This is a genomic window from Catellatospora paridis (assembly GCF_009720365.1).
GTDB classification, from domain to species: domain Bacteria; phylum Actinomycetota; class Actinomycetes; order Mycobacteriales; family Micromonosporaceae; genus Catellatospora; species Catellatospora paridis.
Genome location: NZ_WBZD01000016.1, coordinates 358,622 through 376,756, shown reverse-complemented (window position 1 = coordinate 376,756; position 18,135 = coordinate 358,622). Strand labels below are relative to the sequence as shown.

Genomic DNA, 18,135 nt, shown 5'->3' with positions numbered 1-18,135 from the left:
CGGGGCCACCGGAGCCGGGGCGGTGGCAGCCGGGGCCGCGGCGGGCTGCGCGGGGGCGGCCGGCTTGGCGGGAGCGGCGGCCTTGGCCGCGGCGGGGGCACTGTCCGCCGGCTTGTAGTCGGCGAAGAAGTCGTGCCACGCCGGATCGACGCTGGTCGGGTCGGCGAGGTACCGCTGGTACATCTCCTCCACGATCCACTCGTTCGGACCGAAGCTCGCCAGTGGGTTGTCCTGAACTGAGCGTCCAGTCGGGCCGGCGCCCGAGGTGTGCTGGGTCGACACGGGTTTTTTCGCCTCTTCCGCACGTCTTTAACGAGTACTCAGAAAACCGGGTCCCAGGCTACGCGGTGCGATGTGGGGCGGCACTCGCGGCACGGCTCCGTGTCGCATGACACACGCCGTCCTATGCGCGACAGTACGCCGCGGGCGAAACCGCAGCTCGGCAGTGACCCAGGGCACAGGGAGCCCGTGACCGACCGGCCCGGCGGGCTCACCCGCGGTGACGGAGCCCGCTCAGCCGGCTACCGCGATCCAGGTCGCCTCGGCCCGTGCCAGCAGGTTCCCGTCCGGGGCGTAGAGCGACGAGCGGACCAGCGCCTTGCGGCCCTCCCGGCGCACCGGCTCGCCGACCACCACGCACTCGTCGTCGGGCTCCGGCAGCGCGTCCACCGCGACCGCGTACCGGCCGAGCACGAACGCCTGGTCGCGGTCGATGACGGCCCAGCCGCCGGGGCAGTCCAGCGCGGCCCACACCACGGCCGGTGACAGCTCGGTCGGCACGAGGAAGGTGGCCGCGGTCCGGCCGTCGGGCAGCCGCCCCGGGAAGATGCGCAGCCCGTCGGGCCGCTGCGGGCCGCAGACGAAGCAGGTGGGGAACGGGTGGTCGGTGTGCCCGGGGTAGCGGCTGGACGCGGCCAGCGCCTCGGTGCGGCTCACCGGCGGCACCGCCGGGATGTCGTCGGCCCGCCACACTGCCGAGGCGATCAGCGTCTCCTGCGGATCGTGCACCGCCCAGCCGTCCGCGGTCGCGGTCACCGTCAGCGCGGTCTCCAGCGGGGGCGGCTTGCGCAACGTGATCTCGACCAGCCCGTCCACCGCGCCGACGGCCCCCGCGACCAGGCCACTCGTCCAGCCGCCGTTGCCGGAGCCGGGCGGGCCGTTGTGCCGGGCGTCGATCACCAGGGAGGTCATGCCTGCAAGCCTCCCACTCTTCATGTGCCGGTCATCCAGCGCGGGCCCAGGTGTCAAGCAGGGCTTCTACACAGGGCACATGACGACGATGTTGCTTACCGCCGCCCCCACCGGCTACTCCGCGCTGATCGCCGGGGACGCGGCCACGGTCGAGGCGGCACAGCGGCTGCGCTACCGCGTTTTCGCCGAGGAGATGGGCGCCCAGCTTCCCGACACCGGAGGCCTGGACGTCGACGAGTACGACGCGTACTGCGACCACCTCGTGGTGCGGGAGGACCGCACCGGCGAGATCGTCGGCACGTACCGCCTGCTGCCCCCGCAGCGGGCCATCTGGCTGGGCCGCCGGTACGGCGACAGCGAATTCGACCTGACCGCACTCACCGTGCTGCGCGACCAGCTGGTCGAGGCCGGACGCAGCTGCGTGCACCCCGACCACCGCACCGGCGCCGTGATCAACCTGATGTGGGCCGGCATCGCGAAGTACCTGGACCGGATGGGGCACCGCTGGCTGAGCGGCTGCGCCTCGGTGCCGCTGGCCGACGGCGGCGTGCAGGCGTCGCAGGTGTGGGACCTGGTGTCCCGCAAGCACCTGTCGCCGCCGCAGCTGCGGGTGGTCCCGCGTGAGCCGTGGCAGGCGCTGCCCGTCGACAAGCCCGCCACCATCGCCGCCGCGCCGCCGCTGCTGCGCGGTTACCTGCGGCTGGGCGCCTGGGTGGCCGGTGCGCCCGCGCACGACGCGTCCTTCGGGGTGGCCGACTTCTACGTGCTGCTCGGCGTGGACCGGATCGACCCCCGCTACCTCAAGCACTTCCTGGCCGCGTGAGCGGCTCGCGACAGGGGTGAGCACAGTGCGAGCGATGAGAACAGAGCCGCGGACGGTGGTCCCGCCCGCGGCAGGCGTTGCGGTCCGTCCGGCCGCGCCGCCGCGGATACCGGCGGACCAGCTATGGCGGCCGTACGCGGACTGCGGTCGCCAGTGCGGAGGCGACGGCGGGCCGCGGGTCGGCCGGCTGCACCAGGCGGTGCGGGCCGTGGCGGGCGGACTGGTGCTGCTGCTCGGCGTGCTGCTGCCGTGGCGGCCCGACCTGATGGCCCGGGCCCTGCTGCGGGCGCTGGGCATCCGGCTGCGGGTGACCGGGCCCGGCGTCGCGCCGGGCGCGCTGCTGGTCGGCAACCACGTCTCCTGGCTGGACATCGTGGTGATGACGGCACTGAGCCGGCGTGCGGGGCGGCTGCGCATGGTGGCCAAGACCGAGGTCGGCACGTGGCCGGTGATCGGGCGGATCGCCCGGCGCCAGCAGACGATCTTCGTGGACCGGGCCCGGCCCCGCGCGCTGCCGGGCACGGTGGCGCAGGTGGCGGCGGCGTTGCGAGCGGGGCAGGTGGTGCAGGTGTTCCCCGAGGGGACGACCACCTGCGGGCCGCACCCGGTGCCGTGGCGGGCGGCGTTCCTGCAGGCTGCCGTCGACGCGGGCGCACCGGTGCAGACTTTCACCCTGCGCTACGCGCACCCGGCGGCGGGCTTCGTCGGCGACGACACCCTGATCGCGTCGCTGCGCCGGGTCCTCGCGGCGCGCGGCATGTCCGCGGCCGTGCTGCTGGGCGCGCCGCGTCCGGCCGACGCGCCCCGGCGGGAGCTGGCCGCCCGGCTCTCGCACGCCGATCTGCCCGCGGCCTGAGCGCATGGGCGCGGTTCCGCTCGCGTGCGAGCGCCGCGTCCGGCCTCGCGATCCGGGGCGATAGTTCCGGATTCAGCTGATTCGCCGGGTTCTGTCGTCGAATTCACAGGAAGCGTTCAGGGTATCCACAGCGCCGCGCGAGCGATCCGGCGCAGGATGGAGAACATGCCTGAGGCGAATCTGCTCGTGGTGGAGGATGACCCGAACATCCTGGAGCTGCTGTCGGCCAGCCTGCGTTTCGCGGGCTTCGAGGTCAAGGCGGTGGGCGACGGCGCGACCGCGCTCGACGCCGCCGCCAAGGTGCGGCCCGACCTCGTCGTGCTCGACGTGATGCTGCCGGACCTGGACGGCTTCGAGGTGATCAAGCAGCTTCGCCAGGACCGCGGCCGGGTGCCGGTGGTGTTCCTGACCGCGCGCGACGCCACCGACGACAAGATCCGTGGGCTGACACTGGGCGGCGACGACTACGTCACCAAGCCGTTCAGCCTCGAGGAGCTGACCGCCCGCATCCGCGCGGTGCTGCGCCGCACCAGCGGCGAGACCGGCACGCCCAGGCTCACGTTCGCCGACCTGGAGCTGGACGAGGAGACGCACGAGGTGCGCCGGGCGGGCACCCTGGTGCAGCTGTCGCCGACCGAGTTCAAGCTGCTGCGCTACCTGATGCTCAACCCCAACCGGGTGCTGTCCAAGGCGCAGATCCTCGACCACGTGTGGAACTACGACTTCCGCGGCGACGACAACATCGTCGAGTCCTACATCTCGTACCTGCGCCGCAAGGTCGACAACGTCTCACCCCGGCTCATCCAGACCCTGCGCGGCGTCGGCTACGTGCTGCGCAAGCCGACGTCGTGAAGCTGCCGAAGCTCACGCGCGACCAGCCGTTGCGGGTGAAGCTGACGGCGTACACGATGCTGCTGCTGGTCCTGGCGATCGTGCTGATCGGTGTGGCCAGCCACCTCGCGATGCGGCGCTACCTGACCGACCGCGTCGACAGCGACCTGGCGGGCGCCCGGCTGCTGCTGGAGGAGGAGATGTCCAAGGCGTCCTTCCGCCCCGGCACCAGCACCGAGGTCTTCCTGCCCAGCGACTTCATCATCGGCTGGGAGAAGGCCGCCCCGCTGCCCGCCGGCGGGGAACCCTGGGCGTACGAGAAGTCGCAGAACGTGACCCCGCAGGACCTGCCGCAGCTGCCGCCGCCGAGCGAACTGCGCGGCCGGGCCGGTGACTACTTCACCGTCAAGGCGCACGACGGCGCGCCGCACTGGCGGGTGATGGTGGGCGAGCTGAGGTTCCGCGGCGGCCCCACCGGGGTCCTCATCATCGCGGAACGCACCACCACCATCGACGCGGCCGTGCACCGGCTGCTGTGGATCAACATCTACGGCGGCGCGGCCGTGCTCATCCTGGCCGCGATGATCGGCACCGAGCTTGTCCGGCGCAGCCTGCGGCCGCTGGCCGCGATCGAGAAGACGGCGAAGGCCATCGCCGGCGGCGACCTGACCCAGCGCGTGCCCGACCCGGAGGAGGGGTGCACCACGCCCCGCACCGAGGTCGGCTCGCTGGCCCGCGCGCTCAACGCGATGCTGGCGCAGATCGAGACCGCCTTCACGGCCCGTGCCGCATCGGAGACGTCGGCCCGCGCGGCCGAGTCCACCGCCCGCGACGCGGCCGTGGCGGCACAGGTCTCCGAGGGACGCGCCCGCCGCTCCGAGGAGAAGATGCGGCGGTTCGTCGCCGACGCCTCGCACGAACTGCGTACGCCGCTGACCACCATCCGCGGTTTCGCCGAGCTCTACCGGCAGGGCGCGGCCCGCGCGCCCGAGGAGACCGCCTCCCTGGTCAAGCGGATCGAGGACGAGTCCCGCCGGATGGGCCTGCTCGTCGACGACCTGCTGCTGCTGGCCCGGATGGACCAGGAACGCCCGCTGCGCCCGGCCCCGGTCGAACTGCGCGTGCTGGCCGTCGAAGCGGTGCAGGCCGCCCGGGTGATGGACCCGGCCCGGCCGATCGAACTCGTCGTCGCGCCCGACGCCGGCCACCTGGTGGTCGCCGGGGACGACGCCCGGCTCCGTCAGGTCATCGGCAACCTCATGAGCAACGCCCTGGCCCACACGCCACCGGGCGCCCGCGTGCAGTTGCGGCTGCGTTCCGAGTCGGGGCAGGCTGTGCTGGAGGTGGCCGACGAAGGCCCCGGCCTCGACCCGGCCCAGCGGGACCGCGTGTTCGAGCGGTTCTACCGGGCGGACGCCGCGCGCACCCGCCGCGCCAACGGCCACGTCAGCACCGGACTTGGCCTGGCCATCGTGGCCGCGCTGGTGGAGGCGCACCAGGGCACGATCGAGGTCGACAGCGAACCCGGCAAGGGTGCCGTGTTCCGGGTGCGGGTGCCGCTGGTGGAGATCGACGACGATGCCGATGATCAGTCCGACAACCCATCGCAGCAGGTGGACGCCTGATGAACCGCGCTTTCAACCCTGCTTTCGACCCGTGACCGGCCGCGACTCACAGACATTTTCCAGATCCAACCCAGAACAGACGCAGCGTAGCAAGGAAGACTGAGGACATGAGCGAGTACGACAAGCCCCAGACCGCAGCGCAGCCGACCGAACCGGTCGACAATGCCGCCGTACCCCCGCGTCCGGAGGCGACGGCCGGTACCGTGCCGGTCACCCCTGCTCACGCGGCATCCGACGACACCGCGGTCACCGCGCCCCAGGCGGTGGCCCCGGCACCCGGCCTGCCGGTCGAGCCCGCCCCGGCGACGTGGCCGCAGCCGGCCGTCGCCGCGCAGCCCGGCCCGCAGCCGCCGGCTCAGGCCTACCCGGCCACGGTCTACCCGCAGTCGGCTCCGCCGTCGGCCTACCCGCAGTCCGCGCAGCCCGGCTCCGCGTACCCGGGGACCCCGGCGGGTTACCCGACGTCCGGCTACCCGGCCGCCGGTTACCCCACGGGCTCGTACCCGGCCGCGGGCCAGCCCGCGTGGACCCCGCCCGGCACGCCGGGCAAGAGCGTCGGCGGGACCATCGCGAAGGTGGCCCTGGGCTCGGTCGCCGCGGTCGTGCTCGCGCTGGGCTCCGGCGTGGCCGGAGCGGTGATCGCGACCAACTACGCCGAAGACGGCAAGATCACGGTGTCGTCCGGCAGCACCGCCGCCGCGCCCGTGGTGGACCGCTCGTCGCTGTCCGGGGTGGCCGCGGCGATGCAGCCCAGCGTGGTGAACATCAGCACCGGCTCGGGCGAGGGCTCGGGCATCGTGCTCACCGAGGACGGCTACATCCTCACCAACAACCACGTGGTCGCCGGCGCCGAGAACCAGGACGTCACGGTGACCCTGTCCAGCGGCAAGAAGGTGCCGGCCAAGGTCGTGGGCACCGACCCGCGGACCGACCTCGGCGTGGTGAAGGCGAACACCAACGGCCTGAAGCTGGCCCCCTTCGGCGACAGCGACAAGGTGGCGGTCGGCGACACCGTGCTGGCCATCGGCAGCCCGCTGGGCCTGCGCGGCTCGGTGACCGCCGGCATCATCAGCGCTCGCGACCGCACCATCTCGGTCGGCGAGGGCCGCTCCACCTCGCTGTCCGGCCTGCTGCAGACCGACGCCCCGATCAACCCCGGCAACTCCGGCGGCGCGCTGGTCAACACCAAGGGTGAGGTGATCGGCATCAACACCGCCATCGCCACCAACGGCAGCAGCGACGGCAACATCGGCGTCGGGTTCGCCATCCCGAGCAACAAGGCCAAGGGCATCGCCGAGCAGATCATGAACGGCAAGCCGGTGAGCCACCCGTACCTCGGTGTGTCGGTGACCGCCTCGAACGACGGCGGCGCCGCGGTCAGCGCGGTGACCGAGAACAGCCCGGCCAACAAGGCGGGGCTGCAGAAGGGCGACATCATCAGCAAGTTCAACGGGAAAATCATCAACGACAGCGACGACCTGGTGTCTGCCGTCCAATCGGGCACCGTCGGGCAGCAGGTGACCGTCGAGTTCACCCGAAACGGCGAGGCCAAGACGGCAACTGTGACGCTCGGCGAAGCGTCCTAATAGCAGCGCACAGGATCTGTGCCTCCTCCCCACCCGGGGGGGGGGGGGGGGGCCCGGGGGGGGGCGCCCCCCCCCCCCCCCCCGCCACCTTTGTGCCCGGAGTCCGGCCCGCACCACCGGCCACCAGCGCTTCCGCCCCACAAGCCCCGCACCGACCCCTTGGCCGCGCCGCGGTGTAGCGGCGTGCGGCCGGATCCAGGAGGTTTGTGGTCGCCGCGGGCGGCGACAAATCACCTGGATCTGTTCGGCGTCGTGGCGTGCCGGCGGCGATGCAGCGATTTCCCGTATATCGCCGGTGGTCCGCTGCGGGTGCCGCGCAAGATCTGTTTCTGTGGACGATGACTGCCCCTATAGCGGCATCCAGCGTCCACAAAAACGGATCAACGAAGGCTGCGCGAACCGTTGCCGGGCAACGGGACCGGGGCGGGGCGGGTCGGCAGGGTCGATGGGGACGGGGAAGGGCGGGCATCCCGGAGGATGCCCGCCCTTCGTCTCGGTGATGGCTGCCCGTCCCGGGGAGGCGGCCCCGGGACGGGCAGGGTATGTGCCCTGGCGTCAGCGAACGGCTTCGGCCAGGTCCTCGTCGGTCAGGTCGGTGCGCGGCTGCTGCGCGACGGGCGCGGCGGTCGGCTCGGCGTGACCCTCGTGGCGCGGGGCGGCGTGCTTGCCCGCGTTGCGCTTGCGCTTGATCCGGGCCTTGAAGCCCTCCACCAGGGAGTAGAGGACGGGCACCAGGACCAGCGTGAGCAGCGTGGAGCTGACCAGACCGCCGATCACGACGACGGCCAGCGGCTGCGAGATGAAGGCGCTCGACTCGGTCAGGCCCAGCGACATCGGCAGCAGCGCGAAGATGGTCGCCACCGCCGTCATCAGGATCGGGCGCAGGCGGCGGCGGCCGCCCTCGATGATGGCGTCACGCGTGGTGTAGCCGTCGGCCCGGTACTGGTTGATCAGGTCGAGCAGCACGATCGCGTTGGTGACCACGATGCCGACGAGCATCAGCAGACCGATCATCGCGGCCAGGCCGAGCGGCTGCCCGGTGATGGCCAGCAGACCCAGCGCGCCGGTCGCCGCGAACGGCACCGAGATCAGCAGGATCAGCGGCTGCACCAGCCCGCGGAACGTGGCGATCATGATGATGAAGACCAGCGCGATGGCGACCAGCATGGCCAGCCCCAGGTCGCCGAAGGCGTCCTGCTGAGCCTCGGTGACACCGCCGATGGAGTACGTCGCACCGTCGGGCAGGTCGAGGCTCTTCAGCTTCTTGTCCAGCTCGGCGTTGACCGTGCCCAGCGCCTCGGCGCTCGGCGTACCGGTCACCTTGGCCGTGCGGACCTGGTCCACCCGGTTGATCTGGCTCGGACCGGCCACCGTGTTGACGTCGGCGACGTCGTCCAGGGTGACGCCGGGGCCGATCGGCAGGGCGCGCAGCGCGGCGATGTCGGCCGGGGCCGCTCCGCTGCGCAGCACCACCGGCTGCTCGATGCCGTTGAGCACGACGCGGGTCAGCGTGGTGCCGCGGAACGCCTGCCCGACCAGCTGGCCGAGTGCGGCGTCGCTCAGCCCGGCCCGTGCCGCCGCGGCCCGGTCCAGGGTGACCTGGACCTGCGGGGTGTTGGCGGCCAGGTCGCTGTCGACCTCGGTGACGTTGGGCAGCTCGGCGACGGCCGCGCGGATCTGCTCGGCCGCGGCGCGCAGCGTGGCGTCGTCGGCCGCCTCGACCGCGACCTCCAGGCCGTTGCCGCCGAAGCCGCCCTGCACCGCACCGACCACGACCTCGCCGACGGCGCTGTCGTCCAGCGCATCGATCTTGTCGCGCAGCGTCTCGGTGAGCTTCGCCTGGTCGGTGTCGGTCTCCGAGGTCACCTGGAAGCGGGCCTGGGTGGTGTTGGCGCCGCCGCCACCGCCGAAGATGCCGCCGCCACCGCCGACGGTGACCTGGTACGACTTCACGCCGTCGGTCTCGTCGAGGATCTTCTCGACCCGCTTGGCCGCCTCGTCGGTCGAGGTCAGCGAGGTGCCGATCGGCATGGTCTGCGAGATCGAGAACGAGTTGCCGGAGCTCTCGATGAAGCTCGTCTCGATCCGGGTGGCGAGGAAGCCGGTGCCGGCGATCACGCCGAAGGCCAGCAGCAGGGTGACGAACCGGTGGCCCAGCGACCAGCGCAGGATCGGCACGTACGCCCGCTGCAGGGGGCTGCGCAGCTCCTTGGCCTCGGCCTTGACCCGGATGGCCTCCAGCTCCTCGGCGGTGCCCTGCGGGGACTTGAGGAACCAGTACGCCATGACCGGGACGATGGTCAGCGACACCAGCAGCGAGGCCAGCAGCGCCGCGGTCACGGTTAGGCCGAACGGGCCGAACAGCTGGCCGACCATGCCGCCGACCAGCGCGACGGGCAGGAACACCGCGACGGTGGTCAGCGTCGAGGCGGTCACCGCGCCGGAGACCTCCTTCACCGCGGTGAGGATGGCCTCCTTCTTGGGCTCGCCGTACTCCAGGTGGCGTTTGATGTTCTCCAGCACCACGATCGAGTCGTCGACCACCCGGCCGATCGCGATGGTCAGGCCGCCCAGGGTGAGCAGGTTGAGCGAGTAGTCGCCGGCCCACAGCGCGATCAGCGCGATGACCACGCTGACCGGGATCGACACGGCGGTGACCAGGGTCGAGCGGACCGACAGCAGGAAGATCAGGATGACGAGGACGGCGAAGGCCAGGCCCAGCGCGCCCTCGGTGGTCAGGCTGCTGACCGAGCGCTCGACCTCGGGCGCCTGGTCGAAGATGACCTGCAGCGCGCCGCCCGCGCCGAGCTGAGCGGCGAGCTCGGGCAGCTTGTCGTTGACCTGGTGCGAGATCTCCACGGCGTTCGCGCCGGGCAGGGCGGTGACGCCGACGCCCAGGCTCGGCTTGCCGTTGGTGCGGGTCAGCGTGGTCGCGTCGGCGGGCGCCGAGACGACCGTGGCGACGTCCTTGAGCTGCGTGGGAGCGGCCGGAGCGGCGGGCTTGCCGGCGGTCGGGCGCGCGGCGGCGGCCGAGCCGAGGTAGAGGTCGCCGAGCTGCTCGACGGTGGTGAAGCGGCTGCCGACCGCGACCGAGTAGACCAGGCCGCCGTCGGTGATCACGCCACCGGGCATGCTGACACCGTTGGCGGTCAGCGCGCCGGTCACCGCCTGCGCGGTGAGGCCCTTGGCGGCCAGCTTGACCGGGTCCAGGTTGATGGTGACCTGCGGGGTGCGGTCGCCGGACAGGGTCGTCTCGCGTACGCCCTCGATGTTGTTCAGGGCCGGCAGCACGGTGGCGCGCACGCGGCGGGCCAGCTCCTGGTCGTCGCCGCCCGCGCCGCTGGCGGCGAGCTGGATGACCGGGATGTCGTCGGTGGTGCCCGCGAACACCGCCGGGTCCACGTTCTGCGGCAGGCGGGCGTCGATGCGAGCCAGCGCCTGCTGGATGTCGCCCTCGACCTGGTCGATGTCCGCGCCGAAGTCGAAGGCCACGCTGACGGAGGCGGAGCCGTTGCGCGACGTCGAGGTCACGCTGGTCACCCCGCTGACGCCGGCGACCGCCTGCTCGATCGGGATGGCGACCTGCTGCTCGACGATCTCCGGCGTGGCGCCGGGGTAGGCGGCGATCACGGAGACCATCGGGAACTGCAGGTCGGGGAACATCTGCTGGCGCAGCTGCGGCAGCACGAAAGCACCCGCACCGAGGATCGCCACGCTGATGAGCGCGACTAGTCCGCGGTTGGCGAGGCTAAGCCTGGCCAGGAATGACATGACGACTCCAGGTGCATCACGGTCGAGCGATATGGGGGATTGCGACCGCCGCAGTCAACCAGGTCAACGCGCAGGAACTGTGAACCGAACCTGAAAGCCAGCCGAAAGCCGGTACGAGTTCGTCACAGTCGTTCTTCGGGAGTTGCCGGGTGAGACGGGGGGAACGGTCCCCAACGTACAAGCCGCCGACCGGCGAATCGGACGATATCGGGCGTGAGCTCGGTGACTTTCAGCATTTATTCGGCTTCTCTGCAGGGGGCATGCGGGCAGGCTCGGGCACACTGGCCACGCCCGATGATGCGCGCACTGGTGGGAGTGGTCGATGAAACCGGAGAAGGGCGAGCAGCGCCGCCTGCTCGTGGTGGACGACGAGCCGACCATCGTGTCGCTGCTGTCGGCCAGCCTGCGATTCGTCGGCTTCGAAGTGCGCACCGCGGCCACCGGCGCGCAGGCGCTGGCCGTGGCCGCCGAGTTCAAGCCCGAACTGCTGGTGCTCGACGTGATGCTGCCCGACTGCGACGGCTTCGAGGTGGTCCGCCGGCTGCGGGCGGGCGGCGCGCACGTGCCCGTGCTGTTCCTGACCGCCCGCGACGGCGTACAGGACAAGATCACCGGCTTGACGGTGGGCGGCGACGACTACGTCACCAAGCCGTTCAGCCTGGAGGAGGTCGTGGCCCGGATCCGGGCCGTGCTGCGCCGCACCTACACCGGCGCGGCCGCGCCCACCGACGACACCACGCTGCGCTTCGCCGACCTCGAACTCGACGAGGAGACCCACGACGTGCGCCGGGCCGGCAAGCTGGTGCGGCTCAGCCCGACCGAGTTCAAGCTGCTGCACTACCTGCTGGTCAACGCCGACCGGGTGGTCAGCAAGGCGCAGATCCTCGACCACGTCTGGCGGTACGACTTCGGCGGCGACGCCCGGATCGTCGAGTCCTACATCTCGCTGCTGCGCCGCAAGGTCGACACGGTCGACCCGCCGCTGATCCACACGCTGCGCGGCTTCGGCTACTCCCTGCGGCTGCCGAGATCGTGAGGCGGCTGATGCGCGGGCCGAAGCGCTGGTCACTGCGAGCCCGGCTGCTGGCCGGCGTGCTCGCGCTGGTCTGCGCCGGCTTCGTCGTCGCCGACATGGCCAGCGTCTCGCTGCTGCGGATGTACATGATCGAGCAGATCGACGAGCAGCTCGCCGTCGCCATGCACGACCTGACCAAGCGCGACCCCGACCAGTTCACCACCGCCGAGGTCGAGCAGTTCTCCAAGGACCAGACCGAGGGCAAGACCTTCTTCGACGCGTACATCCTCGAGTTCCGCGACAGGGACGGCCGGGTCCAGAAGCGGTTCCCCGGCGACGCCGGCGAGGAGCGACGCGGCTCGCCGGCCCTGCCGTCGCTGGACCTCGCCTCGGTGCAGCGGCTGGCCGACAAGCCGTTCTTCGTCCCCAACGAGATCTCCTACCACCGGCACCCGGGCTACCAGGTGCTGGTGGGGGAGCGGGCCGACGGTCAGGGCAGCGTCGTCATCGCGTACGACCTCACCGGGGTGGCCAAGACGATGGCGCGGCTCGGCGCGATCGAGATCGCGGTGACGCTGGCGGTGCTCGGGCTGGCCACCGCGCTCGGCGTCTGGGTGATCCGGATGGGGCTGCGCCCGCTCACCGAGGTCGAGCAGACCGCCGAGGAGATCATCGCGGGCGGTGACCTGTCCCGCCGCGTGCCCGAGCAGGTCGGCCCGCGCACCGAGATGGGGCGGCTGTCGCGCACCCTCAACACGATGCTGGCGCAGATCGAGGGCTCGTTCGCCGAACGCACCGAGTCCGAGGCGCGGCTGCGGCGCTTCGTCGCCGACGCCTCGCACGAGCTGCGCACCCCGCTGGCCGGCATCCGCGGCCTGGCCGAGCTGCACCGCCAGGGCGTGGTCACCGACCCGGCCGAGGTCTCCGCGCTGCTGGCCCGGATCGAGACCGAGGCCACCCGGATGGGTCTGCTCGTCGAGGACCTGCTGATGCTGGCCCGGCTCGACGAGCAGCGCCCGCTGCGCAGCGAGCCCGTGGACCTGGTGCCCATCGCCGCCGACGCCATCGAGTCCGCGCAGCTGCGCGAGCTGGACCGGCCACTGCGGCTGGACCTGCTCGACGGCGACCCGCCCGTGGTGCTCGGCGACGAGGACCGGCTGCGCCAGGTCGTCACCAACCTGCTCGGCAACGCCCTCACCCACACCCCGGCGGGCACGCCGGTGACGGTGCGGGTCGGCGTCGAGGGCGACCGGGCCGTGCTGCAGGTGATCGACAGCGGCCCCGGCCTGTCGCCGGCCCACGCCGAGCGGGTCTTCGAGCGCTTCTACCGGGCCGACCCGGCGCGCGCCCGCGACCACCAGCGCTCACCCGCGGCGGGCTCCGGCCTGGGACTGTCCATCGTGGCCGCGCTGATCGCCGCCCACGGCGGCGAGGTCTGCCACCGCCCCACCCCCGGCGGCGGCGCCACGTTCCGCATCACCCTCCCGCTCTGCCCCGCCTGATCTCGCCACCTTAAGCGCGGGTTAAAGATCGGCAGTCGCCTCTTGTGTGGCCGGGGTCACCGGATTAACTTTTAGCAAACTTAACTAACGGTTTCTTCAGAGCTGCCTTTCGCCCCCAGGAGGGTGATCATGCAACGCAAACCGCTCCTCAACCTGTTCGTCGCCACCGCGACGGCCCTGGTCGGGACGGCTGTGGCCGTCGCGGTCGCGGGCACCGCCGGTGGCGCCGCCGTCGATCACAACGCCTGCCGCCCGGACGGTCTGTATCAGACGCCCGGCGTGACCGTGCCGTACTGCGACGTCTACGACACCAACGGCCGCGAGACGATGGGGGCCGGCCACCCGCGCCGCATCATCGGCTACTTCACCAACTGGCGGACCGGCAAGAACGGCGCCCCGGCATACCTGGCCAACCAGATCCCGTGGCAGAAGATCACCCACATCAACTACGCGTTCGCGCACGTGGACGGTGCCAACAAGATCTCGATCGGCAACCCGGCCGAGGCGAACAACGCCTCCACCAACATGACCTGGCCGGGCGTGGCCGGCGCGGAGATGGACCCGGCGTTCCCGTACACCGGCCACTTCAACCTGCTCAACAAGTTCAAGAAGCAGTACCCGGACGTCAAGACGCTGGTCAGCGTCGGCGGCTGGGCCGAGACCGGGGCGTACTTCGACGGCAGCGGCGCGCGGATCGACTCCGGCGGCTTCTACCGGATGACCACCAACGCCGACGGCTCGGTCAACACGGGCGGCATCAACGCCTTCGCCGACTCCGTGGTGACGTTCCTGCGCACGTACGGCTTCGACGGCGTGGACATCGACTACGAGTACCCGACGTCCAACAAGGACGCCGGCCACCCGTTCGACTTCGCGCAGTCCAACGCGCGCCGGGCCGGCCTGAACGCCTCCTACCAGGTGCTGATGAAGGCGCTCCGGGAGAAGCTGGACACGGCCGCCGCGTCCGACGGCAAGTACTACATGGTCACCGTCGCGGCCCCGGCCTCCGGCTGGCTGCTGCGCGGCATGGAGTCCTACCAGGCCACGCAGTACCTCGACTACATCAACATCATGTCGTACGACCTGCACGGCGCCTGGAACCAGTACGTCGGCCCGAACGCGGCCCTCTATGACGACGGCCAGGACAACGAGCTGACCGCGGGCGGCGTGTACAACGCCTACGCGGGCATCGGCTCGCTGAACACCGACTGGGCCTACCACTACTACCGCGGCGCGGTGCAGAGCGGCCGGATCAACGTCGGGGTGCCGTACTACACGCGCGGCCACCAGAACGTCACCGGCGGCACCAACGGCCTGTGGGGCACCGCCGCGAAGACCGCGAACTGCCCGATCGGCACGCAGAGCCCCTGCGGCAACGGCGCGATCGGCATCGACAACCTGTGGCACGACCTGGACACCGCGGGCAACGAGGAGCCGGCCGGCTCCAACCCGATGTGGCACGCCAAGAACCTGGAGAACGGCATCGCCGGCTCCTACCGTGCGGCGTACGGCCTCACCCCCGCGACAGACCCGGCCGACACCCTGACCGGCACCTACGTCCGCAACTACTCCTCGACCCTGGTCGCGCCGTGGCTGTGGAACGCGCAGAAGAAGGTCTTCCTGTCCACCGAGGACGAGCAGTCCATCGGGGCCAAGGCCGACTACGTGGTGAACAAGGGCATCGGCGGCATCATGATCTGGGAGCTGGCCGGCGACTACGCGTTCGACGCGGCGGCCGGTGAGTACCGGATGGGCAACACGCTCACCAACACCATCGCCGCGAAGTTCGCCACCGCCTCGGCGTACGGCGCGAGCCGGTCCAACACGGCGCTGCCCGCGCAGACCATCAACGTGGACGTGCAGCTCGGCGGGTTCGCCCTGGGCGACTCGAACTACCCGATCAACCCGAAGCTGAAGCTGGTCAACAACACGACCACCACCATCCCCGGCGGGGCGGTGCTGGACTTCGACTACGGCGCCTCCGCCCCGGGCAACATGAGCCAGCAGTCCGGCTGGACGATGGCGGTCACCCCGGGACACACCGGCAACAACGTCGGCGGCCTCAAGGGCGACTTCCACCACGTCAAGCTGACCCTGCCGAGCTGGCAGACGGTGGCCCCGGGCGCGTCGATCGAGCTGACGCTCAACTACGTGCTGCCGATCGCCAGCCCGTCCAACTACACGCTCACCTTCGGCGGGCAGACCTACAACCTGGCGGTCAACCGCAGCCGGGGCGGGGTGGCCCCGACGGTCTCGCCGAGCACCCCGGTCTCGCCGAGCGCATCGGCGTCGGCCTCGCCGAGCACCCCGCCCGGCACCTGCACCGACCCGGTGTGGAGCCCGACGCAGATCTACACCGGCGGCAACCGGGTGTCGCACAACGGCCGCGCCTACCGCGCCCAGTGGTGGACGCAGAACGAGACGCCCGGCACCGCGTCGGTCTGGGTGGACCTCGGCCCGTGCACCGGCGGCAGCGCCTCGCCGTCGGCCCCGCCGTCGCCCAGCGTGTCGCCGTCGTCGTCGCCGCGGCCCTCGCCGAGCGTGTCGCCCAGCGCCAGCCCGTCCCCGTCGGCCAGCCCGTCGACGTCGCCCGGGGCCTACCCGGCGTGGGCGCCGAACACCGCGTACGCGACCGGCGCGCGGGTGACCTACGGCGGCCGGTCCTACCAGTGCCGCCAGGCGCACACCTCCATCACCGGCTGGGAGCCGCCGAACGTCGGCGCGCTCTGGCTGGCCCTGTAACCGGTCCGGCCCGGCGCGCCGCCCCTTCCAACCGGCGCGCCGGGCCGGCCCCTCAGCCGTGAAATGTGATGCCGGTCATCGTCTGAGCAGGTCTGACAGCTCGGATGGGGCCGGCATCCGGCATGATGGCGGCGTGGGGACTACCGCGTTCGTGCTCGGCGGCGGCGGCGTGCTGGGTGCCGTCGAGGTCGGCATGCTGCGCGCGCTGTTCCGCGCGGGCATCCGGCCGGACCTGGTGGTCGGCCTGTCCATCGGCGCGATCAACGCCGCGCTGGTCGCCGCCGACCCGGAACCCGAGGTCACCGACAAGCTGGTCCGGCTGTGGGCCACCCCCGAGATCAGCGAGGTGTACGGCGACTCGGTGCCGCGCCAACTGCGCCGCCTGGCCACCCGCGCCCACCTGCACTCGCCCGCCCCGCTGCAGCGGGTGCTGGAGCGTTCGATGCGGGCCGGGGTCACCTTCGACGACATGCGCGTGCCGCTGCACCTGTGCGCGGCGAACATCGAGCGCGCCGAGGCGCACTGGTTCAGCACCGGCCGGGTCGTGGACGCGGTGCTGGCCGCGGCGGCCCTGCCCGGCGTGCTGCCCCCGGTGGAGATCGGCGGCGAGCACTACCTCGACGGCAACCTGGTGGCATACCCGATCAACCACGCCGTCGAGATGGGCGCGGACGAGGTCTTCATGCTCCAGGTCGGCCGGCTGGAGCGGCCGTTGCAGCCGCCGCAGCGGCCGTGGGAGGCGACCAACGTCGCCATGGAGATCGCCCGCCGGGTCCGCTTCACCCGCGAACTGGCCGCGATCCCCGACGGCGTACGCGTGCACGTGCTCCCCGGTGGGGCCGGCGCCGACGAGAGCCCCTGGGCGTACCGGGACGTCGCGGCCGTGGGCCGCCGCGTCAGCGCCGCCTACGCCGCCTCCCGCGACTACCTCTCCGCCGTCGGCCACTGACCCCCGCGCCCCGCGGCCCCCTTGTCGCAACTCTTGAGAGTCGCGGCCTGGGGACGGCTCTGAGCCCGCGACTCTTCAAGAGTTGCGCCGGGTGATGGGCCGGGCGGGCCGGGATGGGTGGTCAGGCGACGCCGGAGACGGAGCCGGAGGCGGCGCGTTTGGCGGCGCGGCCGGAGGTGAAGCCGAGGACCAGTTGGATGATGCCGAGCGCGATGAGCCAGAAGCCGGTGATCCAGACCAGCACGGTGAGTGTGATGCCGGGCCAGAAGAACAGGATCAGGCCGGCGGCGATGCTGAGCAGGCCCATCAGCACGGTGCCGATCTTCGGCCAGGTGCCGTGGGTGCGCGCGAAGCCGGTGACCACCTCGGCCACCCCGCCGACGATCCAGACCAGGCCCAGCACCACGGCGAGCACCTTGATCGAGTCGACCAGGTGTCGTAGGCAGATGATGCCGACGACGACGTAGAGCAGGCCCATCACGGCGATCAGGGCCCGGTGGCCGCCGCTGACGCCTTTGGCGGTCAGGCCCTCGACGATCCGGAAGATCCCGACGATGACGAGCCATACGCCGATCAGCGCCGCGATCAGCACGAGCGTCTTCTCGGGCCAGAAGGTGAGCGCGAGACCCGCGGCGATGGAGATCAACCCACCGATGATCGACATGCGCTTGAACGAACGCAACGCGCCGGCCTCGAGTGCCGCGTCTCCGTACGGATCAATCATGGTGCGAAGATAACTCGCAATATCTATGATTTCTCCCTTTTCGGATGAGTAGCCTCAGGCTGAGATGAAAGGGGCAGCGATGAAGAGGGGTCCGCTCGAGTTCGTGGTCGTCGAGTTCGCCGGCCGCATCCCCGGGCGTCACCTCGCGCCCGAGCTGCATCGCCTGACCGATCAGGAGATCGTCCGCATCATCGACACGGTGGTGGTGGACAAGGCCGCCGACGGCACGGTCACCTCGCACGAGCTGCGCGAATACCAGGGTGACGAGGACTTCGAGGCGATCGACCCCGCGATCCAGGCCGTCGACGGGCTCATCTCCGAACAGGACGTGCACGACCTGGCCGAGGCGATCACGCCCGGCGCGCAGGCGCTCGTGCTGCTGTTCGAACACCTGTGGCTGGCCAACGTCCGCGCCGTGGTCGCGGAGGCGGGCGGCGAGATCGTGCTCGCGGAACGCATCCCCGCCCCGGTGGCCGATGCGATCGAGGCGGCGGTGCACACCGCGCCGGTGGGAGGCTGA

General features: G+C 71.6%; 14 protein-coding genes. 10 read left to right on the top strand and 4 right to left on the bottom strand.

Annotation, left to right across the window (positions count from 1 at the left end):
• Together F9C41_RS30975 and F9C41_RS30970 are read right to left on the bottom strand one after the other, a co-directional pair.
• Positions 1–282: 2-oxoglutarate dehydrogenase E1 subunit family protein (locus F9C41_RS30975; protein ID WP_155390327.1), on the bottom strand; the 282-nt coding region annotated here is incomplete at its 3' end.
• 231 nt (positions 283–513) lie between these two features.
• On the bottom strand, positions 514–1,191 hold the full coding sequence (locus F9C41_RS30970; protein ID WP_330164788.1) for a hypothetical protein: 678 nt from the start codon (positions 1,189–1,191) through the stop codon (positions 514–516).
• A gap of 79 nt (positions 1,192–1,270) precedes the next feature.
• Between F9C41_RS30970 and F9C41_RS30965 the strand changes: the two genes are divergently transcribed.
• From F9C41_RS30965 to F9C41_RS30945, 5 genes are all read left to right on the top strand, one after another.
• On the top strand, positions 1,271–2,014 hold the full coding sequence (locus tag F9C41_RS30965; protein ID WP_155390326.1) for a GNAT family N-acetyltransferase: 744 nt from the start codon (positions 1,271–1,273) through the stop codon (positions 2,012–2,014).
• A 34-nt stretch (positions 2,015–2,048) separates the two neighbouring features.
• Positions 2,049–2,870 (top strand): lysophospholipid acyltransferase family protein, encoded by an 822-nt coding sequence (locus F9C41_RS30960; protein ID WP_155390325.1) that lies wholly within the window; start codon positions 2,049–2,051, stop codon positions 2,868–2,870.
• 165 nt (positions 2,871–3,035) lie between these two features.
• Positions 3,036–3,722: a response regulator transcription factor gene (locus F9C41_RS30955; RefSeq protein ID WP_407924753.1), complete on the top strand. Its 687-nt coding sequence runs from the start codon at positions 3,036–3,038 to the stop codon at positions 3,720–3,722.
• A 56-nt stretch (positions 3,723–3,778) separates the two neighbouring features.
• A complete protein-coding gene (locus F9C41_RS30950) occupies positions 3,779–5,326 on the top strand; it encodes a sensor histidine kinase (protein WP_155390358.1) in 1,548 nt (515 codons plus the stop codon).
• A gap of 107 nt (positions 5,327–5,433) precedes the next feature.
• Positions 5,434–6,912, top strand: coding sequence for a S1C family serine protease (locus F9C41_RS30945; RefSeq protein ID WP_155390323.1), 1,479 nt, complete (start codon positions 5,434–5,436; stop codon positions 6,910–6,912).
• Between the two features lie 555 nt (positions 6,913–7,467).
• Here the strand turns inward: F9C41_RS30945 and F9C41_RS30940 are convergent.
• The gene (locus tag F9C41_RS30940; RefSeq protein ID WP_155390322.1) at positions 7,468–10,683 is read right to left on the bottom strand and encodes an efflux RND transporter permease subunit; all 3,216 of its coding nucleotides are present in this window, start codon (positions 10,681–10,683) and stop codon (positions 7,468–7,470) included.
• A 322-nt stretch (positions 10,684–11,005) separates the two neighbouring features.
• On the opposite strand from F9C41_RS30940, the gene F9C41_RS30935 reads away from it, so the two are divergent.
• From F9C41_RS30935 to F9C41_RS30920, 4 genes are all read left to right on the top strand, one after another.
• A complete protein-coding gene (locus F9C41_RS30935; RefSeq protein WP_120321700.1) occupies positions 11,006–11,719 on the top strand; it encodes a response regulator transcription factor in 714 nt (237 codons plus the stop codon).
• Between the two features lie 8 nt (positions 11,720–11,727).
• The gene (locus F9C41_RS30930) at positions 11,728–13,200 is read left to right on the top strand and encodes a sensor histidine kinase (protein ID WP_155390321.1); all 1,473 of its coding nucleotides are present in this window, start codon (positions 11,728–11,730) and stop codon (positions 13,198–13,200) included.
• Between the two features lie 129 nt (positions 13,201–13,329).
• Positions 13,330–15,942, top strand: coding sequence for a chitinase C-terminal domain-containing protein (locus F9C41_RS30925; protein ID WP_155390320.1), 2,613 nt, complete (start codon positions 13,330–13,332; stop codon positions 15,940–15,942).
• Positions 15,943–16,075: 133 nt separating this feature from the next.
• Positions 16,076–16,891, top strand: a complete 816-nt coding sequence (locus F9C41_RS30920; protein WP_269058995.1) for a patatin-like phospholipase family protein — start codon at positions 16,076–16,078, stop codon at positions 16,889–16,891.
• A 121-nt stretch (positions 16,892–17,012) separates the two neighbouring features.
• Here the strand turns inward: F9C41_RS30920 and F9C41_RS30915 are convergent, their stop codons facing one another.
• Positions 17,013–17,615, bottom strand: a complete 603-nt coding sequence (locus tag F9C41_RS30915) for an HdeD family acid-resistance protein (RefSeq protein WP_155390319.1) — start codon at positions 17,613–17,615, stop codon at positions 17,013–17,015.
• A 79-nt stretch (positions 17,616–17,694) separates the two neighbouring features.
• Between F9C41_RS30915 and F9C41_RS30910 the strand changes: the two genes are divergently transcribed.
• Complete coding sequence (locus F9C41_RS30910; RefSeq protein ID WP_155390318.1) at positions 17,695–18,135, top strand: DUF6325 family protein; 441 nt, start codon at positions 17,695–17,697, stop codon at positions 18,133–18,135.

Excerpts from the sequence above, each read along its gene's own strand:
- F9C41_RS30970 (WP_330164788.1), bottom strand. The coding sequence starts at position 1,191 with ATGACCTCCCTGGTGATCGACGCCCGGCACAACGGCCCGCCCGGCTCC.
- F9C41_RS30965 (WP_155390326.1), top strand. The coding sequence starts at position 1,271 with ATGACGACGATGTTGCTTACCGCCGCCCCCACCGGCTACTCCGCGCTG.
- F9C41_RS30960 (WP_155390325.1), top strand. The coding sequence starts at position 2,049 with ATGAGAACAGAGCCGCGGACGGTGGTCCCGCCCGCGGCAGGCGTTGCG.
- F9C41_RS30955 (WP_407924753.1), top strand. The coding sequence starts at position 3,036 with ATGCCTGAGGCGAATCTGCTCGTGGTGGAGGATGACCCGAACATCCTG.
- F9C41_RS30950 (WP_155390358.1), top strand. The coding sequence starts at position 3,779 with ATGCTGCTGCTGGTCCTGGCGATCGTGCTGATCGGTGTGGCCAGCCAC.
- F9C41_RS30945 (WP_155390323.1), top strand. The coding sequence starts at position 5,434 with ATGAGCGAGTACGACAAGCCCCAGACCGCAGCGCAGCCGACCGAACCG.
- F9C41_RS30940 (WP_155390322.1), bottom strand. The coding sequence starts at position 10,683 with ATGTCATTCCTGGCCAGGCTTAGCCTCGCCAACCGCGGACTAGTCGCG.
- F9C41_RS30935 (WP_120321700.1), top strand. The coding sequence starts at position 11,006 with ATGAAACCGGAGAAGGGCGAGCAGCGCCGCCTGCTCGTGGTGGACGAC.
- F9C41_RS30930 (WP_155390321.1), top strand. The coding sequence starts at position 11,728 with ATGCGCGGGCCGAAGCGCTGGTCACTGCGAGCCCGGCTGCTGGCCGGC.
- F9C41_RS30925 (WP_155390320.1), top strand. The coding sequence starts at position 13,330 with ATGCAACGCAAACCGCTCCTCAACCTGTTCGTCGCCACCGCGACGGCC.
- F9C41_RS30915 (WP_155390319.1), bottom strand. The coding sequence starts at position 17,615 with ATGATTGATCCGTACGGAGACGCGGCACTCGAGGCCGGCGCGTTGCGT.
- F9C41_RS30910 (WP_155390318.1), top strand. The coding sequence starts at position 17,695 with ATGAAGAGGGGTCCGCTCGAGTTCGTGGTCGTCGAGTTCGCCGGCCGC.